Origin of the sequence: Nocardia blacklockiae (assembly GCF_015477355.1) — a bacterium.
GTDB lineage: Bacteria > Actinomycetota > Actinomycetes > Mycobacteriales > Mycobacteriaceae > Nocardia > Nocardia blacklockiae.
This window is the reverse complement of sequence record NZ_JADLRJ010000012.1, coordinates 61416-85166: the sequence shown is the minus strand read 5'-3', so window position 1 is coordinate 85166 and position 23751 is coordinate 61416. Positions and strand designations below refer to the sequence as shown.

Sequence of the window (23751 nt, the reverse complement as noted above, 5' to 3'; positions counted from 1 at the left end):
TTCAAGTCCAGCGCGAGGGAGGGTGGAGGCATGATGGGTCTGCTCCTGCTCGGTACGTTCGTCGTGGTGTTCACCGCGGCGGTGCGCGATTACGCGCCGCTGCCTGGTGAGTGGGGCACTTTCCGGCGCGCGGCGTTGCGGGTCCGGCATACGCTCACCGATTGGGACGAGTCGTACGGCGGGCCGCAGAGGGAAGGTCCAGTGCGTGACAGTGGCCTGCCCTCGGCGCGCCGTGCCGCGGTGGACCCTCGGCGTGGGCTGCGGGTGCGCGGATTTCAAGCCAGTATCGGGCCAGTGGATATTTAATCCGGGTCCAGTTGGTCGCACGCTGAGTTCATGGTCTCCTTCCTCGCCTCGCTGGCAGTCGTCGTGCTCTTCGCGACGCTCGTGTACCGCTACGCTCCGCACCGCGACCTGCGTGCCGCCGAACTCTTCGAGCGCTATCGGCCGCACTCGCCGATGTCCGACTGGTCCCTGGCCTACACCGACGACCGCCGTCAGCATGACGAGCTGGCCGTCATCCGGGCGCATCGCGAGTGCGAGAGGGAAAACGGCCGGTCGGAAGCGTCCGAGCCGATATGCCGCTCGGTTCGCGGGGTGCGTCCGAGAGCAGTCCAGTTCTGAAGTTCTGGACCTTCTGGATGCGTAATCTGTGCGCGGCGCTGCGAGCAGGATCCCGCCTTCGCGCCGCCGCTCACGGGTAGCAGCGGAACTCGGGTAGCGGCGGAACTGTCGGTGGGGCGGTGCAGACTGAGGGCATGCTCGAATCGGACCGGCCCATGTCGGGGGCGCTCTTCGATACCGTGATCGGTGCCTGCGCGCTCGTGTGGAACGACACCGGCGTCGTGCGGTTCCTGCTCCCCGAGGCCACCGACGCGGCCACCCGGTCCAAGCTGTTCGGCCGCGGCTCCCGGGTGCGCGAAGCCGAACCCGCCGGGCCGATCGCCGAGGCGGTCACCGGCGTCCGCGCCCACCTGCGCGGCGAACTCGACGCCCTGCGCTGGATTCCCTTGGACCAGAACGAAAGCCCCGAATTCCACCGCGCCGTCTACGCCGTCACCCGCGCCATCGACCCCGGCCACACCCTCACCTACGGCCAGGTCGCCGAACGCATCGGCGCCCCCGGCGCCGCCCAAGCCGTAGGCCAGGCCCTCGGCCGCAACCCCATCCCCCTGATCGTCCCCTGCCACCGAGTCCTGGCCGCCGACAACGCCTTACACGGCTTCTCCGCCCCCGGCGGCCTCACCACCAAACAGCGCCTACTCGAAATCGAACGCACCCCCGGCTTCGGCGAACCCACCCTCTTCTGACGCCCCCACGTTGCCGACAATCTCCCGCCCAAGCGCCCCGCCCAAGCACCCTCGCCCAAGCACCCCCGCCCAAGCGGCCCCGGCCCAAGCGCCCCTGCTCAAGCACCCCCGCCCAAGCGCCCCTGCTCAAGCGCCCCCGCCCAAGCGGCCCCGGCCCAAGCGGCCCCGCCCAGCAGCGGGCACCGGGCCGGGCGGCTACGACGCCTCGCGCGGTGTCGCCTCAGCGCACCGAGCCCGGCACGGATTCTGCCGGTCAGGTGAAGGCGGGGAGCGCAGGTCGTCACTGAGGTCGACCGCGTTGCCTCGCTGGCCGAATCGGTTGTGCCCTAGGAGACGCCGGGGAGCTACTTGGCGGGTTGTTGGGGAGCGCCGGGGGTGAGGGCGTTCTGGAGGCCCTCGGTGGTGCGGTTCACGCCGTCCACGAGTTCGTTGGGGACGGCCTCGGGGACCGGGGCGCTGAATTCGCCGATGCGGACGGTGCGAGGGGCCGGGGCCTCCGGGGGTTCGGGCTTGTCCGGCTTCTTCTCCGGGCGGGGAGCGGACTGCGGGGCCGGGGCGGTGTTCTGGGGTGCGGCGGAACGGAAGTCGGCGGGCTGGTCCTGTTCGGCGGGGTCCTTCGGGGCGGTCACGCCCGGCTGCACGGGACCGGCCACCGCTACGGCCACGCCCCCGCACATCAACGCGATCGCGACGGGCACCGCGCCCAGCGCGACTCGAATTACCGCCTGCACGTTCCGGTTACGACGCACCACGTCGAAGCACCATCCTTACCGATCCGCTCGCCTACCGGCGGCCACTGCCGCCAGCCCAGATCGTAGCGGCCGCACGCCACTATTCCCACCGTCCCGCCGCGCCAAACCTCCGATTACGGACCACTCACAATCCCAAATCCCGGATCCATGTCCCCCACGGCGTATCTCGCCGAGGACAGCCCGCCGCACACCACGACCCCCAGGCCGACCGGCAGCTCGCCGAGCGGCGCGTCGCGCACCACGACCTCTAGGCCGACCGGCAGCTCGTCGAGCGGCGCGTCGCGCACCACGATCTGCAGGCCGACCGGCAGCTCGTCGAGCGGCGCGTCGCGCACCACGATCTGCAGGCCGACCGGCAGCTCGTCGAGCGGCGCGTCGCGCACCACGATCTGCAGGCCGACCGGCAGCTCGCTGGCCGGCGCGCCGAGCACCACGACCCTCGAGGCTGACCGGCAGCTCGTCGACCGGCGCGTCGCGCACCACGATCTCCAGGCCGACCAGTAGCTCGTCGAGCGGCGCGTCGCGCACCACGACCCTCGAGGCCGACCGGCAGCTCCTCGGCCGACGCATCGCGCACCACGACCCTCCAGGCTGACCGGCAGCTCGTCGGCTGGCGCGCCAAGCAGCACGACCTGCTCATGCGCGCGGGATCAGTTGCGTTGCTTGCCGGTTGGGGGTTCGCCGCGCATGAGGTCGGCGAGGGCCTCGCGGTCGGTGACGTCGAGTTTGATGCAGGCTCGGTAGAGGTGGCCTTCGACGGTGCGGACGGAGACGGTGAGGCGGTCGGCGATCTGGCGGTTGGTCAGGCCCGCCGCGACAAGGTTGGCGATCTCGCGTTCGCGGGCGGTGAGGGGGAGGGGCTGGGCGGACTGGCGCAGGGCGGGGGTGCCCGCGCCGCCGCACGCCGCGGCCAGGCGGTTCGCGGTGGCCGCGGATTCCAGGAGGCGGCGGCGGTCGCCGGAGCGCTCGTGCGCCGAGGCGGCCTGCGCGGCCGCGTCCGCGGCGGACAGCAACGCCCCGATCTGCTCGAATTCCGCTGCGGCGGCGTCCAATCCGGGACCGTCGTTGGAGGCGACCGCGACCGCGTGCCGGGCCTGCGCCTGCACCAGGCGGCCGTCGATGCGGGCCGCGATGTCGGCCAGGCGGCCGGCCACCGTGTGGTCGCCGAACCGGGCCGCCGTGTGCAGCGCCATGGCCTCGATGGCGTGCTGGTTGGAGCGGGCGGCGGCGTCGGCGGCCGCGAGGGCCAGCCGCACGGCCGGGGTGACGGTGCCCTCGGCGGCGGCCTGCCAGGCCCGCGCGATGTCGAGCTGCGGTTCGTACACCGCGGAGTGCCGGCCGCCGCGCCGATCGGCTTCGGTGATGACCTCCTTGGCCTCGGCGGCCCGGCCCAGCGCCGAATAGGCTTCGGCCAGGCGGACTCTCGCCGGGAACATCCACGCCGCCGCGCCCTCGGCCGTGAGCGCGGCCAGCGCCTGCTCCAGATTCTCGACCCCATCCGGAAACCGGCCCTGAGCGACGTCGACCGTGCCCTGCAGGATCTTCGACAGCCCCCACGCCAGATACTGCCCGGGCGCCGAATAGCCGAAATGCGCTGAGGCACAACGGCGTGCGGCCTCCAGGTCGCCGGTGAACGTGAGCGCCAGCACCTCGGCGTGGGTGGACATGAAACGGTTCAGCCCGTCGATGTGCGATTCGACCTCGTGCCCGCGGGCCGCGTACTTCCGTGCCGCCTCGCCGCGCCCCATCAGCGCCAGCGCCAGGCCGCCGCCGAACGACGCCCACCACACCGCCCACGGCGGCGATTCGGGATCCGACATGACGGTGTCGGCGTCGACGAACGCGTCCTCCAAACGGTTTTCGTTGACCGCGCACGCCGAGGACAGCCCGCGCAGCGTCAGCGCCAGCTTCGGATGCGCGACCTTGCCGCGCACCAGGGCCAGCACCTCGTCGGCGCGGTCGGCGTCGCCCATCGACCACAGCAGGTTGGATACCCGCGTGCTGCCCCAGCGCACCAGCTGCAACTCGTTGAGCTGATCGGGATCGAAACTGGCCAGCGTCCGTTCGGCCTCGATGCGATGCCCCTGATACAGCAGGGCGCGCGCCAGCAGATCGGCCGACTCGACACCGCCGCGCCGCTCCACGGCCGCCCGCGCGAACCGCTCGCCGAGCGGGATGTTGGCCAGTCCGATCGCATCCGCGGCGGCCGCCTCGAACAGCTCGAGATCGGCGGATTTGTCGCTGTCCAAAGCCAATTCGGCGAGCCGGATCCGATCGGAGGCGGACTTGATCGGCCGCTCCCGCAGCGACGAGTACAGCCGGCCGCGCAGCCGCCGCGCCGACGCGATGCCCAGCCGCCGCCGGATCACCTCGCCGAACAGCGGGTGGTTGTAGCGCACGAGCAGCTGGTGACTGTTCTCGACAATCCTTATGACGCCGCGGGATTCGGCCGCCTCGACCGCTTCCTCGCCCGACAGCTCGGCCAGCACGTCCAGATCGATCGGCTCGCAGAAGGTGAGCAGCTCCAGCACCCGCAGCACGTCCTCGGGCAGCTGCTCGACCCGATCCTCCAGCAGCGCGGCCAATTCCGAGGTGACCGCGGCCCGCCCGCGCAGCTGCCACACGCCGTTGACCTGACGCAGCGTGCCGGCCTCCAGCGCGCCCTCCACCAAATGCCTTAGGAACAGCGCGTTTCCGCCCGACGACTCCCACATCAGGTTGGCGGTGAAGCCCTCCAGCTGTCCACCGAGCATGTTCTCGACCAGCTCGACGCTCTGGCGTTCGGTGAAGGGGGACAGGTCGATTCGCAGCAGGTGACCGTCCTTCCACAGCGAGGTCACCGCGTCCGGCACCTGCACGCCGCTGCGGACGGTGCACACGATGTGCGCCGCCTTGTCGATGGCCAGCTGCAGCAGCAGCGTCGCCGACAGCTGATCGAGCAGGTGGGCGTCGTCGACGCCGATGATGGTGTGCCCGTCGGCCAGCAGCGCCTCGCGCGCCGCGGCCATGAACGTCACCGGGTCGTGCGCGGTGTAGACGCCGACCATGTGGGCGAAGACGCCGAGCGGGATGCTGCGGGCCGATTCGGTCCCCGCCACCCACCTGATGTTCCCCCCGACGGCGGCCGTCGCCTGCCGCGCCAGTGTCGTCTTCCCGACACCCGCGTCACCGGTCAGCACCGCGCCGACGAATTCGGTACCGGTGAGAGCCGCGCGGATCGACTCGAGTTCGTTTCCGCGTTCGATCATCGGCCAGTTCCGAGCCATGCGAATTACTTTAGTGCCTCAGCGATCGTGAGCGGAGCGAACGAACCCTGAACAGATGCCGCCGATCCAGGCCGGATGCGCAGCGGCTATCAACGTCCAGGCAGGTAGCGCGCAGGAAACTGAACAAACGACCAGGTCTGCTGCGGTTCGGTAGCTCGGCGTGCTGCCGAGTCCGCCCCGTCGCCGGTCGGCAACCGGAGCCCCGGACCACCTTGCGCCCAAGGCATTTCCGGCTACCTCGCGAGGGCGGGATGCTCGGGTGCTACGGCACCCCGCCCTGATGCGGGTCGGACATCCGTGGTCGCCCTCCAGGCCATCGACTTTCGGCAGCCTAGAGGATCCGGTCTCCCGACGCACCGCTGGCCGTTCGAAGCCGATGTGGCACAGGCGAACTCGGGAGCCTGACCGAAGAAAGTGCTACACCCACACCTGTTCGATGGGCGTCGCCTCCGACGGCGGCGGGGTGGGGATGCCGCTCGGCGTGCGGGAGAATCGGGGCGCGGGGGTGTGCTGGACGACCCCGTCGATCTCCACGAGCGATTCGCGGGCGGTGATGTGCTCGTTCGCGGTCGCCTCGGTGAGGGTGAGGACCGGGGTGACGCACGCGTCGGTGCCGTGGAACACCGCCGTCCACTCGTCGCGCGTCTTGGTCTTGAACTTCTCGGTGAACAACTTGCGGAGCTGGTCCTGGCCGTTGGGGTCGATCTGCGCGGGCAGGCCCTCGGGGTCGATTTCGAGGCCCTTCAGGAATTCGGCGTAGAACTGCGGCTCGATGCAGCCGACCGCCATGTACTTGCCGTCGGAGGTCTCGTAGGTGTCGTAGAACGCCATGCCGGTGTCGAGCAGGTTGGTGCCGCGCTCGTCGGACCACAGCCCGACCCCGCGCATGCCCCAGATCATGTGCGACAGCGCCAGCGCGCCGTCGACCATCGCGGCGTCGATGACCTGGCCCTTGCCGGAGCTCTGCCGCTCCACCAGCGCCGCCAGGATGCCGAACACCAGGAACATCGAGCCGCCGCCGAAGTCGCCGACCATGTTCAGCGGCGGCACCGGCCGCTCGCCCTTGCGGCCGATGGCGTTCAGCACGCCGGTCAGCGAGATGTAGTTGATGTCGTGGCCGGCGCGGTCGGCGAGCGGGCCGTGCTGACCCCAGCCGGTCATGCGGCCGTAGACCAGGCGCGGGTTGCGTTCGAGGGCCGCGTCGGGGCCGAGGCCCATGCGCTCGGTGACGCCGGGCCGGAAGCCCTCGATGAGCACGTCGGCCTTGTCGATCAGGCCGAGCACCTGCTCGATGTCGGCGGGGTCCTTCAGATTGGCCTCGACGATGGTGCGGCTGCGCCACTGCGGACGCTCCATGAATCCCGGCAGCATGCCCGGTCGCTGCACGCGCACCACGTCCGCGCCCAGGTCCGCGAGCAGCAGCGCCGCGTGCGGGCCCGGGCCGATGCCGGCCAGTTCGACAACTCGGATGCCCGCGAGCGGGCCCTGCTTGGTGGCTGCGGATGGAGTGCTCACGCCCTACCTCGGTTCCTCGTCGATCCCGTTCTGCCGGAACACAGCCCGGTATTGTCAGTATGACAATAACGGCGAGGCGCGCGGCGGCAGGGCATCCCCGACCGATTCCGCGGCGAACCGCTACTCGATCACCGGCAGCGGCATGGTGTCGGCGGGCGCGGGTTTCGGCAGGTCACGGCGGTCCAGCCGCAGCGTCGGCGGCTCGCCCGTGCGGATCGGCAGGGTCGGCGCGGGCTCTTCGTGGGCCGCCCGCACCTTCACCGGCAGTCGATAGAAGGCACGTGCGTTGTCCTCGAGCACCTTGTACATGTCGGTGCCCACGGCGTCCGCGATCAGCCCGATGTCCGAGTCCCGGAACGGCCGGCCCGCGCGGGTGCCGGGCAGATCGGACCCGAACATCAGCGCGTCGGGATTGACCGCGTGGACGCGCCGCATCGCCGACACGACGTTCATCGACACCCGCCCGAATCCCGACGCCTTCACCCGCGCGCCCCGATCGACCAGGTTCAGCAGGTACGGCAGGCAGTCGTCGGACATGCCCATGTGATCGATGGACAGCGCCGGCAGCTTGGAGATCACCGGCTCCAGCGAGGCCAGCATGGACCCGTCGATGTACAGCTCGACGTGCCAGCCCGCGATGTCGTGCGCGCGCAGGGCGGCCATGGTCAGCGTCACGATGTCGCCGGCGGCGCGCTTGAGATTGAACCGCAGCGCGCGCACGCCCGCGCGGTCCAGCTCGGCGATCTCCGCGTCGGAGGCGTCCGGGTCGGGATTGAGCACCCCGACCCAGCTCGGCCCCAGCTCGGCCAGCGAGGCCCGCATGAATCCGGTGTCGGTGCCCTGGAACGAGGCGCTGACCACCGCGCCACCGTCGATGTCGAAGCGGGACATCCGCTTTCGATAGTCGTCGATGGTGTAGGGCCGCGGCAGGTAGCCCTCGTTCTCGCTCAGCGGGAACCGCGGATCGATGAGGTGGACATGGGCATCGAACACGTGATCAGCATGCCTCACAACGGTGACGAATGCGTAAGCCGTGGTAACGGCCGATGGGTCGGCTCAGGCTTTGTGCGGTTCGCTGGCGGCGAGCATCTCGTGCCGCTCGACCACCTTGACGCGCTCGCGACCCTGTGGCTCGCCCAGGGAGCGCTCGTGCGCGTCGAGGCGGTACCAGCCCGCCCAGGTGGTGAACGGAATGCCCTTGTCCTCCAGCCATTTTGTCACCGCCTCCGGGTCGCGCTCGGCGGCCGGGGTGAAACCGGCCGCGTCGTCGAGCAGGCAGGCGATGGTCTCGTTGGCGTCGCCCTTGGTGTGGCCGATCAGGCCGACCGGACCGCGCTTGATCCAGCCGGTGACGTAGGTGGCCGGCACGAACCGCTGTGCCGGGTCGTCGGCGCTGTCGTCGGCGAGCACGCGCCCGGCCTCGTTGGGGACGGTGCCGGCCTGGTCGTCGAAGGGCAGCTGCGGGATGTTCTGCGACAGGTAGCCCACCGCGCGGTACACGGCCTGGACGTCCCACTCGTTGTACTCGCCGGTGCCCTTGACGTTCCCGGTGCCGTCGAGCTGGGTGCGCTCGGTGCGCAGCCCGACGACCTTGCCGTCCGCGCCGAGGATCTCGTGCGGCGACTCGAAGAAGTGCAGGAACAGCTTGTGCGGGCGGTTGCCGACGTCGCGGATCGCCCACTGCTCGAGGGTGTTGCAGACCATGTCGACCTGCTTGGAGTGGCGGCGCGCGGCCTCGGAGCCCTCGTCGTAGTCGATGTCCTCGGGGTCGACGATGACCTCGATGGTCGGCGAGTGGTCCAGCTCGCGCAGCTCCAGCGGAGTGAACTTGGCCTGCGCGGGACCGCGGCGGCCGAACACGTGCACCTCGAGCGCCTTGTTGTTGCGCAGGCCCTCGTACACGTTCGGCGGGATCTCGGTCGGCAGCAGTTCGTCGCCGGTCTTGGCGAGCACGCGCGCCACGTCGAGCGCGACGTTGCCGACGCCCAGCACCGCGACCTTCTCGGCGTCGAGAGGCCAGGACCGCGGCACGTCGGGGTGGCCGTCGTACCAGGACACGAAGTCGGCGGCGCCGTAGGAGCCGTCCAGGTCGATGCCCGGCACGGGCAGCGCGCGGTCGGCGTTGGCGCCGGTGGAGAAGATCACCGCGTCGTAGAACTGCCGCATGTCCGACAGCGTGATGTCGGTGCCGTAGTCGATGTTGCCGAGCAGCCGCACCTGCGGCTTGTCCAGCACCTTGTGCAGTGCGGTGACGATGCCCTTGATGCGCGGGTGGTCGGGAGCGACGCCGTAGCGGATCAGCCCGAACGGTGCGGGCATCCGCTCGTACAGGTCGATGCTCACCTCGGCATCGGACTTCATCAGGGCGTCGGCGGCGTAGATTCCGGCCGGTCCGGCGCCCACGATCGCAATGCGCAGTGGGTTGGTCGCACTGTATTCCGTCATTCTTACGCGCACCCTCTGGTCGAGAACTCTGTCGTCATGTACTCAGCCGTGTTATTCAGCCGTCTTTCTTAGCTTAGGCTAAGTTGACGTATGGGCCGGGCTGCACCCCGCCGATCCGACATCCGGTTGACGCTGCTTCGTTGCTGTCGGGATGTGGTTCGCGCCCGGCCGGGGCCGGGCATTCTGTTGAGTCTATCGGGGGCCGCCGCCCTCGGTATTCCCGGGATGCGCCGGGAAATGCCGGTGTGATCTGCGGCACTCGACCCGGCCGGGGATGATCGACCCATGACCGACGCCGACGACCCGACCCCGATCGACCAGCGGGAGGGCACCCGCTCCCCGGTCCCGTTCCTGGCGGCCGCGGTGGTCGCCGTGCTGGTGCTGGCGGGCGTCGTGGCGCTCGCGCTGAGCCGGCCGGTTGAGAAGAATGTCACAGATTCCGATCGCGTGGCCATCGCGGTGCGCGACTTCGCCACCGCCCAAGCGGATTCCGACGCCGCGCGCCGGGCCACCACCGCGTGCGCCGGATTCGACGCCGCCCGGTCGCCGCTGGGTCCGGACGCGGTCGGCAGGACGGTCGAGATCGTGAAGATCACCGACACCGTCGTCGAGGGCGACCGCGCGCGGGCCGCGGTAACCAGCCGGATCGACGGCCGGGAGACCACCTCGACGTGGACGCTGACCCGCGGCGACGGCGCCTGGCTGGTCTGCGATCGGCCGTGAATCATGGTTTGACATGCGACCTTGTGACCAGGCACTCTCATTTCCAGGTCATGAGCGCCAGTGCCAAGCCCCGGCTCGCTGGTCGGCAACCCTCCTCCGCGGTGGGGTGCTCCGGGTGACGACCTGGCCACGCGTCGGTGTCCTCACGACGCGGCAAGTGCGGATTCTCAGGAGGTGCGAGAAGTGAGTTACGCAGGCGACATCACCCCGAATCAGGCGTGGGATCTGTTGCGCGACAACCCCGATGCGGTGCTGGTGGATGTGCGGACCGAGGCCGAGTGGCGGTTCGTCGGGGTGCCGGATACCAGTTCGATCGATCGGCCTACGGCGCTGATCGAGTGGGTCGACAGCTCGGGCGCGCCGAACGCGGGGTTCGTGGACCAGCTGAAGGAACTGCTGGCCGACCGCTCGGGCGATGCCCCGGTGATCTTCCTGTGCCGGTCCGGGCAGCGCTCGATCGGCGCGGCGACGGCGGCGACGGCGGCCGGCTTCGAGCCCTCCTACAACGTGCTCGAGGGCTTCGAGGGTCCGCTGGATCCGCAGGGTCATCGCGGCGGCGCCGGCTGGCGCGCCCACGGACTGCCGTGGCGGCAGTCGTGATCACCGGCGGCGCGTTCGACAAGCCGCTGCCCGAGGGTGTGGGCCCGGCGACGCTGGGCGTGCGCGGCGGGTTGCGGCGTTCGGGCTTCGAGGAGACCGCCGAGGCGCTGTATCTGTCCTCCGGTTTCGTGTACGAGAGCGCCGAGGCGGCCGAGGCCGCGTTCACCGGCGACGTCGAGCACTTCGTGTACTCGCGCTACGGCAATCCGACGGTCGCCATGTTCGAGGAGCGGATGCGGCTGATCGAGGGTGCGGAGGCCTGTTTCGCGACGGCCAGTGGCATGTCGGCCGTATTCACCGCGCTCGCAGCGCTTCTGGGCGAGGGCGATCGACTCGTGGCCGCGCGCAGCCTGTTCGGCTCCTGCTTCGTGGTCTGCAACGAGATCCTGCCGCGCTGGGGCGTGGAGACCGTCTTCGTCGACGGCGAGGACCTCGGGCAGTGGGAGGCGGCGCTGTCGCAGCCCACCCAGGCGGTGTTCTTCGAGACGCCCTCGAACCCGATGCAGACGCTGGTGGACGTCCGCCGGGTGTCCGAGCTGGCGCACGCCGCGGGCGCGAAAGTGGTGCTGGACAACGTCTTCGCCACGCCGCTGCTGCAACGCAGCCTGGATCTGGGCGCCGACATCGTGGTGTATTCGGGCACCAAGCACATCGACGGCCAGGGCCGGGTGCTCGGCGGCGCGATCCTGGGTCCGCACGACTACATCGACGGCCCCGTGAAGCATCTGATGCGGCACACCGGCCCGGCGCTGAGCGCGTTCAATGCCTGGACGCTGCTGAAGGGGCTGGAGACCATGCCGCTGCGGGTGCGCCAGTCGGCGGAGTCGGCGCTGCGGGTGGCGGAGTTCCTCGAACAGCACCCGGCCGTCTCGTGGACGAAATACCCCTTCCTGCAATCACATCCGCAGTACGCGCTGGCGCGGGAGCAGATGTCGGCGGGCGGCACGGTCGTCACCTTCGAGCTGGCCTCCGGCGGCGGCGAGGGCGCGGCGAAGAAGCGCGCGTTCGAGGTGCTGAACCGGCTGCGCATCGTCGACATCTCCAACAACCTCGGCGACGCCAAGACGCTGATCACCCACCCGGCCACCACCACCCACCGGGCGATGGGGCCGGAAGGCCGTGCGGCCGTGGGGATCACCGACGGCGTGGTGCGGATCTCGATCGGGCTCGAGGATGTGGAGGATCTCCTCGGCGACCTGGATCAAGCGCTGAGCTGACGATCTCGTGCGGAAATCTCCCTGATGCCGCACGCGATGATGATTGACAGCATGCTGTCGAATGTGACAGCATGCTGTCATGATGAAAACAGTGCACATGGCCGTTTACGACACGTTCGCCGATTGGGAGGTCGGGCACGCGACCGCGCACATCAACCGGGCGCTGTGGCAGCGCGAGCCGGGGACCTGGCAGGTTCGCACGGTCGGCGCGACGCTGGACCCGGTGGTGTCGGCGGGCGGGATGCGCGTGGTGCCGGATATCACGCTGGACGAGTTGTCTCCTGCCGAGAGCGCGATGCTGATCCTGCCGGGCGCCGACATCTGGGTGCCGGGCGAGCTGGCGGCCTTCGGGCGCAAGGCGCGCGAGTTCCTGGCGGCGGGTGTGCCGGTCGCGGCGATCTGCGGGGCCACCTTCGGCTTGGCGCTGGAGGGTCTGCTCGACAACTGCCCGCACACCAGCAACGACCCCAATTTCCTTGCCATGAGCGAATATTCGGGCGGCGCGCACTACGTCGCCGAACCGGCGGTGACGGCCGGTGATCTCATCACGGCCACCGGCGCCCGGCCGGTCGAGTTCGCACGCGCGGTGCTGGAGCGCTTGGGCATCTACGAGCCGCACGTGCTCGAGGCCTGGTACGCGCTCTACGGCAACAACGATCCGCAGGGCTTCTACACTCTCGCCGAATACGAGCAGCAGCGCGCGGAACCCGCCGCCGCGCACTGAGCGCGTTGGTTGCCCCGCGCACTGAGCGCGTTGGTTGCCGCCGATCCGCACGACCATCGACCATCGACCGGAGGTCAGATGACCCGCACCGAACAGGACCTGTTCGCCACCGCCGCCGTGACCACCTTCAAACTCAACGGCCAATTCCTCACCGTCGCAGAGGAATTGGCCCGCCCGGCGGGCATCACCGCGGCCTGGTGGCAGGTCCTCGGCGCCATCCTCCGCGAGCCCCTTCCGGTCGCCGGCATAGCCCGAGAAATGGGCATCACCCGCCAAAGCGTCCAACGCATCGCAGACCTCCTGGTAACCAAGGGCCTAGCCGAATACCGCCCCAACCCCGCCCACCGCCGAGCCAAACTGGTAGCCGTAACCGAAGCCGGCCACACCGCCATCCGCCACATCAACCCCCAACACGCCGAAATGGCCCAACGCCTCGCCGCCGAACTCGGCCCGGCCCGCCTGGCCGAAATAGCCGAGGCCCTAACAGACTTGTCCGCCGCCCTCGACCGCCTCGAAAAGGAGTAACCGGCTGAGCAGGGCTAGGCGCTCGCGACGGAGAACGGGTCGGAGGTGCGGCCCACGAGATCTGCGACGGAGTCCACCACAGCGGTCGGGCGGTAAGGGTAGTGCTCGACCGAGGCTCGGGTGGAGATGCCGGAGGTTACGAGGATGGTGCGCATGCCGGCTTCGAGGCCCGCGATGACGTCGGTGTCCATGCGGTCGCCGATCATGACCGACGATTGGGAATGGGCGCCGATGCGGCGGAGGGCCGAGCGCATCATCAGGGGGTTGGGTTTGCCGATGTAGTAGGGGTCGCGGCCGGTGGCGCGGGTGATGAGGGCGGCGACCGAACCGGTGGCGGGGAGGACGCCCTCGCGGGAGGGGCCGGTGGCGTCGGGGTTGGTGGCGATGAAGCGGGCGCCGCGTTCGACCAGGCGGATGGCCGTGGTGATCGCCTCGAAGGAGTAGGTGCGGGTTTCGCCGAGGACCACGTAGTCGGGGTCGCTGTCGGTGAGGACGTAGCCGATCTCGTGCAGCGCGGTGGTGAGGCCGGACTCGCCGACCACGTAGGCGGTGCCGCCGGGGCGCTGCTCGTCCAGGAATGTCGCGGTGGCCAGGGCGGAAGTCCAGATCGCCTCGGCGGGGATGTCCAGGCCGGTGTGCCGCAACCGGGCCTGCAAATCGCGCGGGGTGCGGATGGAATTGTTGGTCAGCACCAGGAACGGCACCTCGGCCGCGCGCAATTCCGTGAGGAACTTGTCGGCGCCCGGAATCAGATGATCCTCGTGCACCAGCACGCCGTCCATATCGGTCAGGTAGGACAGGATGGGCTCATCGTCAGCAGTCACCGTTCAATTCTGACACCACCTCGGTTCCCGCGACCTCCGAGCAACCAGAACGTCGCTCGACCGCCGGTGCTGTGCCGTGTCGATAACCGGTGTCAGGTGACTAGTGTCGAAGGAGGACATGCGCTGGGAATGACCGATGGCGGCGTCGCGCTGCACTCGGTCGATGGGGCGCCGGCCCCGCAGCACATAAGCGACAGCGAAGAGGAGTGGCGCAGTGAGTGGACTGAAGCTCGGGTACAAGGCGTCGGCGGAACAATTCGGCCCTCGGGAGCTGGTGGAGCTCGGGGTTCTCGTCGAGGAACACGGACTCGACAGCGCCACGGTCAGCGACCATTTCCAGCCGTGGCGGCACGAGGGCGGCCACGCGCCGTTCTCGCTGGCGTGGATGACCGCGGTCGGCGAGCGCACCAAGCGCATTCAGCTCGGCACCTCGGTGCTGACCCCCACTTTCCGTTACAACCCGGCCGTCATCGCGCAGGCATTCGCGACAATGGGCTGTTTGTACCCGGACCGCATCATGCTGGGCGTCGGCACCGGTGAGGCGCTGAACGAGATCGCCACCGGCTACAAGGGCGAGTGGCCGGAATTCAAGGAGCGGTTCGGCCGGCTGCGGGAGTCCGTCGACCTGATGCGCGCCCTGTGGACCGGCGACCGCGTGAGCTTCGAGGGCCAGTACTACAACACCGTCGGCGCCTCCATCTACGACGTGCCCAAGGGCGGCATCCCGATCTACGTCGCCGCGGGCGGCCCGCTCGTCGCGCGCTACGCCGGCCGCGCCGGTGACGGCTTCATCTGCACCTCCGGCAAGGGCATGGACCTCTACACCGAGAAGCTGATGCCGGCCGTCGCCGAGGGCGCGGGCAAGGCCGGGCGCACGGTGGACGACATCGACCGGATGATCGAAATCAAGATCTCCTACGACACCGATCCCGAACTGGCGCTGGAGAATACGCGCTTCTGGGCCCCGCTCTCGCTCACCGCCGAGCAGAAGCACTCCATCACCGACCCGATCGAGATGGAAGCCGCCGCCGACGCCCTCCCCATCGAGCAGATCGCCAAGCGCTGGATCGTCGCCAGCGACCCCGACCAGGCCGTCGACCTCATCAAGCCCTACATCGACGCCGGCCTCAACCACCTCGTCTTCCACGCCCCGGGCCACGACCAGCGCCGCTTCCTGGACCTGTTCCAGCGCGACCTGGCTCCCCGGTTGCGGGCGCTGTAGTACGGGCACCGGTCGCCGAGAAGGATTGTCGGCGACCGGGTTTCGGCTTCAGTGCCGACTGTCGAGATCGGTGCGCAAGGCCTGGCCGAACCAAGCGAACACCGGCTCCAGATCCGGGAGCGGAGGCCAGCCGTTGATCGTGGCCACCAGCTGCCAATACCGCGTGACACGAGGATCGTTGGCGACCTCGAGCCGTTCGAGGATCCATCGCTTCAACTGATCGTCATCGGCCTTGTCGAAGGTCCTGGCATAGCGTGCGGTGAGCGCGGCGACGATGCCACCGGCCTGCTCCGAGTCCGGCGCGAGCCTCGCCGCCAGTGCTCGACCGACCTCCTCACGCACGGTCTCGGTCAGGTCGTGATGCAGGCCGGTGGTGTCCCCGGCGGCGCGTTGCGCCGCCTGATATTCCGCCATTCTCCGTACTGCCGTCCGAAAGTCGTAGTCCCGCACCAACTCCACCAGTTCCATCCACGCCTCGACCTGTTCGGGGGCGGCGTCGTCGGATAGTTCCGGCATGCTCGAACGCAGCAGTTCCACCATCGCGGGATTGGCGTCGACACGACCGAAGGTGGCGTCGATGAAATCGTGGATGAAGCGGAGCCGTTCGGCATTGGACAGGGTCACCAGTTTGTGCATCAGATCCATTTCCTGAGGGTTCGATTTCCGCTTCGCTACCGCCGCGAGCACCGAACGCCGCAGGCGCAGCGCTCGGATCTGCACGTCGAGGACCGCGGCATGCGCGGCGGCGATCTCGGCCAGCGAGGTCTCACGGGCCAGCACGCGCCGAACCGTGGCCAGATCGACGTCCAGCTCACGTAGCGTCCGCACCAACTCCAAGTGAGCCAAGGCATCCACGTCGTACAGGCGGTAGCCGGCTGGGCTGTGACAGGTCGGCGGGACGATCCCCTTGTCGGAGTAGAACCGGATCGTCTTCACCGACAGGCCGGTCCGTGCGGCTAGAGCCCCGATCGTGAGGAGGTTCTCGTCGTCCATGCACACAAGCCTGCAGTCTCCCTCTGAGGGAGACTCAACCCAGCGCTGCGATTGGCACGCTTGGAAGAAGAGTTTTAAGGATCGAGCCGTTCAGTCCTGGCTTGAAAGGGACGGGTCACGCGGGTCAGGTGCGGGTTAGGGCGAAGAGGCGGAGGGGGCGGGTGGTGCGGGTGCGGTAGGTGGCGTAGGCGCGGGTGGTTGCTACGAAGTCGGCGAAGATCTGTTCTTTCTTCGCCTCGTCTTCGATGAGGGTGGCGCGTACGGGGATTCGTTCGCCTGCGATGGTGACGGTGGCGTTCGGGTTGGCTAGGAGGTTGGTGGTCCAGGCGGGGTGGTGGGGTTGGCCGAAGTTGCTGCCGAGGATGTAGAGGGTGTTGCCGCCGTGTACGTAGAGGAGGGGGAGGTGCGTGGTTGGCCGGATTTGTGGCCGGTGGTGGTCAGGAGGATGATCGGGGCGCCGATCGGGCCCAGCACCGTGTACCGGGCTGCGGTGCGCTCCAGGACTTTTCGGTCCAGGGGCGTGAGTTTGCGGACTATCAGAGAGCCGAGCTTGCTCGCCGCGAACGGGCCCGCCATTCGGCCCAGCGGACTCGTGCGCGAACCCCATTGCCGGTCCGGGAACTGTGCCACCATGCCGGGGATACTACGGTTCGGGCCCCGACGTCCGCAGGAATCGGTAGCAGCCGATTGCGAACCCTATCGCCGGAGCCAGCGGCCGGGCACGGTCCGGTCGCCGAAACCTGTTCAGCGGCTGTCCCTTTCGCACCCGGCGCATCGGTTACAGCGCGGACTTGACCTTCGCCGCGAACTCGTAACCCGCGGCCCAATCCGAGGCGAGGGGCGGCAGGATCACCCGCTGCACGCCTGCCGCGGCGTACGCCGAGACCTTGTCCACCGCTTCGCCCAGATCTTCGGGCGGCATGGCGACGACGGTCACGGCCGGGGTCGGGCGGCCCTGCTCGGCGGAGAGGTCGGCCAATTCCGAGGTGAGGGAAGTCAATTCGTCGATGTCGGGGTTGAGGCCGATCCAGCCGTCGGCGTAGGTGGCGGCGCGGCGGAGGGCCGCGGTGCCGTTGCCCGCCACCAGGATCGGCGGGACGGTGGCGCCCGGTGACAAGGCGACCTCGGTGCCGTCGGGGAGGGTGGCCGGGCGTCCGGCGATCAGGTCGGGGAGGATCGCGAGCGCCTCGTCGGTGCGCCGTCCGCGCCCGGCGAAGGACTGGCCCGCGGCGCGCCAGCCGATGTCGCCGTGCGCCGGGTTGCCGGTGCCGACGCCGAGCAGGATCCGGTCGGAAGACAGGTATTGCAGCGTGGCCACCTGCTTGGCCGTCCAGGCCGCCGGACGCAGCGCCAGCAGCAGCACCCCGAACCCGACCCGGATCCGTTCGGTGACCGCGGCCGCGGTGGCCAGCACCGCGGTGCTCTCGAGTATCGGCGCGCTGGCGATCAGGTGATCGGTGGACCACACCGATTCCAGGCCCAGCTCCTCGGCGAGCCGGGCGGCGGCCCGGACGTCACCGAGGATCGGATGGTCGGGATCCGGGGTCGAGGTGGGGAGAATGGTGCCGATCTCGAGGGTCATGCGGTGTGCAACCGTGCGGCACCACATTCGATTCCGGCATATCGCAGGCAACGACGCGGTGGCCGCCGGACTGTGATTTCCGGAAATTTGCTACTTCCCGGTCATATCCGCGGCCGCCTGGTAACTATGCTCGCGGGCATGGCCGATACCGCACCGTCCACCGTGTACATCGCCTCCCTCGAGGGCGACACCGGCAAGTCGACGGTGGCGCTGGGCGCACTGCAACTGCTGTCCGCGACCACGCCGCGCGTCGGGGTGTTCCGGCCGATCATGCGCTCGGCGACCGAACCGGACTACATCCTGGAGTTGCTGCTCGAGCACTCCACCGCCGACATCGACTACGAGCAGGCGTGCGGCGTCACCTACGAGCAGGTGCACGCCGATCCGGACGGGGCGATCAGCGAGATCGTGATGCGGTATCACGAGGTCGCGAAGGCCTGTGACGCCGTGGTCGTGGTCGGCAGCGACTACACCGACGTGGCCAGCCCCAGCGAGCTGCGGTACAACGCGCGCATCGCGGTCAATCTGGGCGCGCCGGTGCTGCTGGTGCTGCGCGGCTCGGGGCGCACTCCCGAGCAGATCGTGCAGGTCGCCGAGCTGTGCCAGGGCGAATTGGCGCAGGAGCACGCGCAGCTGTCGGCCGTCGTGGTCAACCGGTGCGACCCCGAGCGGCTCGACGAGATCGCCGAAGCCGTGGGCAAGGTCGGGCCGCCGGTGTGGACCCTGCCGGAGGTGCCGCTGCTCACCGCGCCCACCATGACCGAGCTGTGCGCCGCCATCGACGGCACCATGTACTCCGGCGACCCGGAACTGATGCAGCGCGAGGCGCTGACCGTGATGGTCGGCGGCATGACCGCCGAGCACATCCTGGAGCGGCTGACCGACGGCGTCGCCGTCATCGTGCCCGGCGACCGCTCCGACGCCCTGCTCGCATTGGTGAACGCCCATGAGGCGGAAGGGTTTCCGTCGCTGTCGGGCATCATCATGAACGGCGACATGCTGCCGGACCCGGCGGTCGCGCGGCTGATCCAGGGGCTGAAGCCGAAGCTGCCGATCCTCACCACCCGGCTGGGCACCTTCGACACCACCAACGCCGCCGCCCGCACCCGCGGCCGGGTCTCGCTGTCGAGCATCCGCAAGGTCGACACCGCGCTCGCGCTGATGGAGCAGCGGGTCGACGGCCGCAAGCTGCTGGAGCTGATCGCGGTGCCGCGGGCGTCGGTCGTGGTGACGCCGCAGATGTTCGAATACCAGCTGGTGGAACAGGCCCGCGCGGACCGGCGCCGGATCGTGCTGCCCGAGGGCGACGACGACCGCATCCTGCGCGCCGCCGGCCGGGTGCTGCAACGCAAGATCGCCGACCTGACGATCCTCGGCGACGAGGCCGCCGTGCGCGGGCGCGCCGCCGAACTCAACGTCGACATCGACGCCGCCCAGGTGCTCGACCCGCGCACCAGCGATCTGTGCGCGGAGTTCGCCGAGGAATACGCGCACCTGCGCGCGCACAAGGGGATGACGGTCGAGCGGGCGCGCGAATTGGTCACGGACATCTCGTATTTCGGCACCATGATGGTGCACCGCGGCATCGCCGACGGCATGGTGTCCGGCGCCGCCCACACCACCGCGCACACCATCCGGCCCGCGTTCGAGATCATCAAGACCGAGCCGGGCGTCGACACCGTGTCCAGCGTGTTCCTCATGTGCCTGGCCGATCGGGTGCTCGCCTACGGCGACTGTGCCGTGGTGCCGGACCCGACCGCCGAACAGCTGGCCGACATTGCCATCTCCTCCGCGCGCACCGCCGCGCAGTTCGGCATCGAGCCGCGCATCGCCATGCTGTCCTACTCGACCGGCGAATCCGGCAGCGGGGCCGATGTGGACAAGGTGCGCACCGCCACCAAACTCGTGCACGAGCGCGCACCGCAACTGCTGGTGGAAGGGCCGATCCAGTACGACGCCGCGATCGAGCCCACCGTGGCGAACGCCAAGTTGCCGAATTCCGAAGTCGCCGGGCGGGCAACGGTTTTCATCTTCCCCGACCTCAATACGGGCAACAACACCTACAAGGCGGTGCAGCGCAGTGCGGGCGCGGTGGCGATCGGGCCGGTGCTGCAAGGGTTGCGCAAACCGGTCAACGATCTGTCCCGGGGCGCGCTGGTCGCCGACATCGTGAACACCGTGGCCATCACCGCCATTCAGGCGCAGGCGCGGGCGGAATGACCGGCGGGTATCCGGCGTTTCCCGCCATGAGTGGCGGATTCCGGACGTCACCCGGAGTGAACGGCAGGTGCTCGACGTTCCGCGTGGCGGGCGGCAGAATCCCGACAGTGCCCGGAGTGCGGCTCCGTGGCGGACAGGAGGCGTGCGATGCAGGTCCTGGTGCTCAACTCGGGTTCGTCGTCGATCAAATACCAACTGGTGGAAGCGGATTCGGGCGAAGTCGCGGCGTCCGGGCTGGTCTCGCGGATCGGTGAGCCGGTGGCCGCGGACGCGCGGACCGTCGAGCACCACAGCGACGGGCGCACGCTCGAGCACACCGGGCCGGTGCCGGATCACGCCGCCGGGCTGCGCATGGTGTTCGACCTGTTCGCCCGAGGCGGACACGATCTGACCACTGCGGAGCCGGCCGCGGTCGGGCACCGGGTGGTGCACGGCGGCGAGGTGTTCTATCGGCCGACCTTGATCGATGACGCGGTGGTGGATTCGATCGACGAGCTGTCCGCGCTGGCGCCGCTGCACAATCCGGCGAATGTGACCGGAATCCGTTCGGCGCGTGCGCTGTTGCCCGGGGTGCCGCAGGTGGCGGTGTTCGACACCGCGTTCTTCCACGGTCTGCCCGATGCCGCCAAGACCTACGCCATCGACGCGAAAGTCGCTGCGGAGCACGGTATTCGCCGGTACGGGTTCCACGGCACCTCGCACGAGTACGTGTCCGGGCAGGCCGCCGAGCTGCTGGGGCGCGAGTACGGCGAGCTGAACCAGATCGTCTTCCACCTGGGCAACGGCGCTTCCGCCTCGGCGATCCGTGGGGGTCGCGCGGTGGACACCAGCATGGGGCTGACACCGTTGGAAGGTCTGGTGATGGGCACCCGCTCCGGCGATCTCGATCCAGGGATCATCCCGCAGCTGGCCCGCACCGCCGGATTCGACATCGACGCCATCGACGATCTGCTCAACCGCGACTCCGGAATCAAGGGCCTGTCCGGGGTGAACGATTTCCGAGAACTGTTCCGGCTCATCGACACCGGGAATGCCGCGGCCCGGCTGGCCTACGACGTCTACGTGCACCGGCTGCGCCACTATCTCGGCGCGTACCTGGTCGATCTGGGCCGGGTGGACGCGATCACGTTCACCGCCGGGGTGGGGGAGAACAATGGCCGGGTGCGCGCGGATGCGCTGGCCGGGCTCGAAAACCTCGGTATCGCAGTGGATCCCGCCCGGAATACGGCCGAAGGCCGTGTGGCACGGTATATCTCCCCCGAGGGTGCCGAGGTGGCGGTGCTGGTGGTGCCCACCAACGAGGAACTGGCGATCGCCCGCGCGGCAGCCGAATTGGTGAGCTGACGCGCCCCTGAGCACCGGCCCAGCCCCCGCCCCGGCCCAGCCCCGTCATTCCGGCATGCTTTTGGCCGGAATCCACGGCCGGGGGGGAGGGAGATCCCGGCCAAAAGCATGCCGGGATGACTGTGGATGTGCCTGCCGGGATAACGAGGTGAGTGTGGGTGCCCCGTAGGTGGGTGCGGTGCCCGGGGGTGGCGGGGTGCGCTGGTCAGAACCAGGTTTTGGCGCGGATGGCGTTGGCCAGGTCGACGAGGGCGTAGCGGTGGGTGCGGCCGGGGGCGGAGCGGGCCAGGCCGCGGAGGCCGGTTTCCGCGCCGTGGCGTAGGCCGCGTTCGGTGAAGGGTTCGCCGAAGACGGTGGCTGTGGGCTGTTTCGGGGTGTTTCCGGCGTGCAGCCAAGCCAGCGCGGAGCCGAGGACCAAAAGCCGCATCTGGTTGGCGCGGTGTTCGCCGGGCGGGAGCGCCTGGACACGGGCGGCGGCGGTGTGCACGGTCTCTTCCTCGAGCTCGCTTACCGGGACCGCTGTGAGCAGCAGGAATACCGCCGTCATGCGGGCTTCCGTGTAGTGGCGGGAGGCGGCCGGGACCTCGTCGAGCGCCCGCACCGCCTCGGTGATGCGGCCGTCCGCGGCCAGTTGCCGGGCCAGGCCGAAGGCGGCGCTCACCACCCCGCGGTCGGTGCGCCAGACGGTGGCGTAGAACTTCTCGGCGTAGTCGCGCCACTGGCGCGGGTCGGACGAATCCCAGTGTTGCAGAATCAGTTCCGCGGTCGCGGCGAGCGCCAGCTTGGGGGCGATCTCGCCGGGCAGGGCGCGCAGGACCGCGTCGAAACGGTCGAACGCGCGCTGGTAGTCCTGCTCCAGCAGTCCGGCCAGGCCCAGGTACCAGTCGGCGCGCCAATCGTTGGCGTCCATCCGTTGCAGGAGCCTGCGCGCCGCCGCGGGCCGCTCCAGATCCAGCTGGATGCGTGCCTCGGTGAAGGTGGCCTCCGAGTCGAAATTGGCAGGGGCGCCGCCCGGTTCGGCGGCCGCGCGTTCACGGGCGGTGCGCACCGCGTCCAGCGCGTGCCGAGGTTCCGGGTGCACCGTCCCGGCCAGCAGGGCCGCCGCGGGATCCGCGGGGTCTATCAGCGGAACCGGAAGCGCCGCAGCCACTTCGCGGGCGGACAGCTTGGTGCTGCGTTCGACGCCGTCGGTGTAGGAGTCGGTCTGGGCGACCAGCTCGGCGGTGCCGAAGCTGGTGCGCGGCGGGCTGAACATCGTCGACAGTTGCGGGTGCTCGGTGCCGGTCTCGGCCGCGAGGATCTCGCGCAGCACGCCCGCCAGCTGGGTGGTCATCACGCGTGCCGACGGAAAGCGCCGCGCCGGTGCGGGATCGGTGGCGCGCAGCAGCAGCCGGTGGAAGAACTCGTGGCGAGCCAGCAGGGGCTCGTCCGCGGGGTCCGGGATGCCGTCGAGGTAGCGGCCGTGCTCGGTGGGGAGATTCAGGGTCAGCGCCGCCAGGGTGCGGCCCACCGTGTAGATGTCCGAGGCGGCGGTGGGGCCGGTCTTCGCGATCTCGGGTGCTTGGAAACCCCTGGTGCCGTACAGGTTTCCGTAGGCCTCGAAGCCGGAGACCGCGCCGAGGTCGATCAGTTTGACCTGGTCCTCGGTGACCATGATGTTGTCCGGCTTGAGGTCGTTGTAGGCCAGTTCCAGCGAGTGCAGGTACTCGAGGGCCGGCAGGATCTCCAGCACGTAGGCGACGGCCTCGGTGAGGGGCATGCGTTCGGGGCGCTCGTGGGTGTCGAGCATGTCGCGCAGTGAGCGGCCGCCGACGTATTCCATGACGATGTAGCCGATCGGGACGCCCTCGGGATTGGGGTGCTCCACGAAGTTGTAGATCTTGACGATGCTGGGATGGGCCAGCTCGGCGAGGTATTGGCGCTCGGCGACGGCCACCGCCTGCGCCTCCGCGTCCCCGCCGTGCAGCAGGCCCTTGAGCACCACCCAGCGGTCGCTCACGTTCCGGTCGACGGCCAGGAAGATCCAGCCGAGCCCGCCGTGCGCGATGCAGCCCTGGATCTCGTACTGGCCCGCGACCATATCGCCGGGCCGCAGGAACGGCCGGAAATCATATGGTGCGCCGCAGGTCTCACACGTGCCGACGGTCGTCGAGGGATACGTCGCGGTGGCGCGGCCCACCGGTTTGCCGCACCGCCAGCAGAACCGCCGACCCTCCGACACCACCGGATCGGTCAGCACCACCGCCCGCGGATCCACCGGCGGCACAGCCGAAATCGGCACCAGTCCCGCCCCGAGCCGCCGCACCGTGGGCCGCGTCCGCGCCGTCCGCCCACTACGACTCGAAGAGTGATGCGGCGCAACACTTTCCGCCCGCGTCGCCTCGGACCCCGCATCCCCACCCGACCGAACCGCCGCCGTCCCAGGAGGTTCCATCGCCGACGTCCCCGCGAAACCTGCCGCACCACGCGCGGTTTCGGCCGCCACCGCC

The 23751-nt window shown here is 69.6% G+C and carries 21 protein-coding genes, 1 pseudogene and 1 riboswitch; of the genes and pseudogenes, 11 read left to right on the top strand and 11 right to left on the bottom strand.

What is annotated here, in order from left to right; translation table 11 throughout:
- Window positions 1–30 precede the first annotated feature (30 nt).
- The 3 genes from IU476_RS28650 (at window position 31) to IU476_RS28640 (ending at window position 1310) form a co-directional block, all read left to right on the top strand.
- Window positions 31–306, top strand: coding sequence for a hypothetical protein (locus tag IU476_RS28650; RefSeq protein WP_195105351.1), 276 nt, complete (start codon window positions 31–33; stop codon window positions 304–306).
- Between the two features lie 30 nt (window positions 307–336).
- Window positions 337–624 (top strand): hypothetical protein, encoded by a 288-nt coding sequence (locus IU476_RS28645; protein WP_195105348.1) that lies wholly within the window; start codon window positions 337–339, stop codon window positions 622–624.
- Between the two features lie 134 nt (window positions 625–758).
- Window positions 759–1310, top strand: a complete 552-nt coding sequence (locus IU476_RS28640; protein ID WP_195105346.1) for a methylated-DNA--[protein]-cysteine S-methyltransferase — start codon at window positions 759–761, stop codon at window positions 1308–1310.
- 344 nt (window positions 1311–1654) lie between these two features.
- On the opposite strand, the gene IU476_RS28635 is transcribed toward IU476_RS28640, so the two are convergent.
- From IU476_RS28635 to IU476_RS28610, 6 genes are all read right to left on the bottom strand, one after another.
- On the bottom strand, window positions 1655–2062 hold the full coding sequence (locus IU476_RS28635; protein WP_195105344.1) for a hypothetical protein: 408 nt from the start codon (window positions 2060–2062) through the stop codon (window positions 1655–1657).
- Between the two features lie 113 nt (window positions 2063–2175).
- Window positions 2176–2496: a hypothetical protein gene (locus IU476_RS28630; RefSeq protein ID WP_195105342.1), complete on the bottom strand. Its 321-nt coding sequence runs from the start codon at window positions 2494–2496 to the stop codon at window positions 2176–2178.
- Between the two features lie 216 nt (window positions 2497–2712).
- Window positions 2713–5328, bottom strand: coding sequence for a helix-turn-helix transcriptional regulator (locus tag IU476_RS28625; RefSeq protein WP_195105340.1), 2616 nt, complete (start codon window positions 5326–5328; stop codon window positions 2713–2715).
- Between the two features lie 417 nt (window positions 5329–5745).
- Complete coding sequence (locus IU476_RS28620; RefSeq protein ID WP_195105338.1) at window positions 5746–6843, bottom strand: CaiB/BaiF CoA transferase family protein; 1098 nt, start codon at window positions 6841–6843, stop codon at window positions 5746–5748.
- A 120-nt stretch (window positions 6844–6963) separates the two neighbouring features.
- A complete protein-coding gene (locus IU476_RS28615; protein ID WP_195105335.1) occupies window positions 6964–7836 on the bottom strand; it encodes an amidohydrolase family protein in 873 nt (290 codons plus the stop codon).
- Window positions 7837–7899: 63 nt separating this feature from the next.
- Window positions 7900–9288, bottom strand: a complete 1389-nt coding sequence (locus tag IU476_RS28610; RefSeq protein WP_195105333.1) for an FAD-dependent oxidoreductase — start codon at window positions 9286–9288, stop codon at window positions 7900–7902.
- A 285-nt stretch (window positions 9289–9573) separates the two neighbouring features.
- On the opposite strand from IU476_RS28610, the gene IU476_RS28605 reads away from it, so the two are divergent.
- The 5 genes from IU476_RS28605 (at window position 9574) to IU476_RS28585 (ending at window position 13077) form a co-directional block, all read left to right on the top strand.
- A complete protein-coding gene (locus IU476_RS28605; protein ID WP_195105332.1) occupies window positions 9574–10011 on the top strand; it encodes an Rv0361 family membrane protein in 438 nt (145 codons plus the stop codon).
- A 46-nt stretch (window positions 10012–10057) separates the two neighbouring features.
- A riboswitch (SAM riboswitch) is annotated at window positions 10058–10177 on the top strand.
- A gap of 17 nt (window positions 10178–10194) precedes the next feature.
- The gene (locus IU476_RS28600; RefSeq protein ID WP_195105329.1) at window positions 10195–10611 is read left to right on the top strand and encodes a rhodanese-like domain-containing protein; all 417 of its coding nucleotides are present in this window, start codon (window positions 10195–10197) and stop codon (window positions 10609–10611) included.
- Window positions 10608–11828 carry an O-succinylhomoserine sulfhydrylase gene (locus tag IU476_RS28595; RefSeq protein ID WP_195105484.1) on the top strand — a complete coding sequence of 407 codons (1221 nt, stop codon included), beginning with the start codon at window positions 10608–10610 and terminating at the stop codon, window positions 11826–11828. Before IU476_RS28600 ends, IU476_RS28595 begins: the two co-directional genes overlap by 4 nt.
- 79 nt (window positions 11829–11907) lie before the next feature.
- Entirely contained in the window at window positions 11908–12552 is a 645-nt protein-coding gene (locus IU476_RS28590) for a DJ-1/PfpI family protein (RefSeq protein ID WP_195105327.1), read from the top strand.
- A gap of 78 nt (window positions 12553–12630) precedes the next feature.
- Window positions 12631–13077: a MarR family winged helix-turn-helix transcriptional regulator gene (locus tag IU476_RS28585; RefSeq protein ID WP_195105325.1), complete on the top strand. Its 447-nt coding sequence runs from the start codon at window positions 12631–12633 to the stop codon at window positions 13075–13077.
- 14 nt (window positions 13078–13091) lie between these two features.
- Here the strand turns inward: IU476_RS28585 and IU476_RS28580 are convergent, their stop codons facing one another.
- Window positions 13092–13859, bottom strand: coding sequence for an HAD-IIA family hydrolase (locus IU476_RS28580; protein WP_228824494.1), 768 nt, complete (start codon window positions 13857–13859; stop codon window positions 13092–13094).
- 256 nt (window positions 13860–14115) lie between these two features.
- Between IU476_RS28580 and fgd the strand changes: the two genes are divergently transcribed.
- On the top strand, window positions 14116–15123 hold the full coding sequence (gene fgd, locus IU476_RS28575; RefSeq protein WP_195105322.1) for a glucose-6-phosphate dehydrogenase (coenzyme-F420): 1008 nt from the start codon (window positions 14116–14118) through the stop codon (window positions 15121–15123).
- Window positions 15124–15171: 48 nt separating this feature from the next.
- On the opposite strand, the gene IU476_RS28570 is transcribed toward fgd, so the two are convergent.
- The 3 genes and pseudogenes from IU476_RS28570 to IU476_RS28560 all read right to left on the bottom strand — a co-directional run bounded on the left by IU476_RS28570 (window position 15172) and on the right by IU476_RS28560 (window position 17698).
- Complete coding sequence (locus tag IU476_RS28570) at window positions 15172–16116, bottom strand: MerR family transcriptional regulator (RefSeq protein ID WP_195105321.1); 945 nt, start codon at window positions 16114–16116, stop codon at window positions 15172–15174.
- A 124-nt stretch (window positions 16117–16240) separates the two neighbouring features.
- Window positions 16241–16749, bottom strand: a pseudogene (locus tag IU476_RS28565) (nitroreductase family deazaflavin-dependent oxidoreductase).
- Between the two features lie 145 nt (window positions 16750–16894).
- The gene (locus IU476_RS28560; protein WP_195105320.1) at window positions 16895–17698 is read right to left on the bottom strand and encodes an LLM class flavin-dependent oxidoreductase; all 804 of its coding nucleotides are present in this window, start codon (window positions 17696–17698) and stop codon (window positions 16895–16897) included.
- A gap of 138 nt (window positions 17699–17836) precedes the next feature.
- Here IU476_RS28560 and pta point away from each other — a divergent pair, with 138 nt between their 5' ends.
- Together pta and IU476_RS28550 are read left to right on the top strand one after the other, a co-directional pair.
- Window positions 17837–19918: a phosphate acetyltransferase gene (pta, locus tag IU476_RS28555; protein ID WP_195105319.1), complete on the top strand. Its 2082-nt coding sequence runs from the start codon at window positions 17837–17839 to the stop codon at window positions 19916–19918.
- A gap of 147 nt (window positions 19919–20065) precedes the next feature.
- The gene (locus IU476_RS28550; protein ID WP_195105318.1) at window positions 20066–21262 is read left to right on the top strand and encodes an acetate kinase; all 1197 of its coding nucleotides are present in this window, start codon (window positions 20066–20068) and stop codon (window positions 21260–21262) included.
- A 205-nt stretch (window positions 21263–21467) separates the two neighbouring features.
- Here the strand turns inward: IU476_RS28550 and IU476_RS28545 are convergent, their stop codons facing one another.
- Window positions 21468–23747 carry a serine/threonine-protein kinase PknG gene (locus tag IU476_RS28545; protein ID WP_324194382.1) on the bottom strand — a complete coding sequence of 760 codons (2280 nt, stop codon included), beginning with the start codon at window positions 23745–23747 and terminating at the stop codon, window positions 21468–21470.
- Between the last annotated feature and the right edge of the window lie 4 nt (window positions 23748–23751).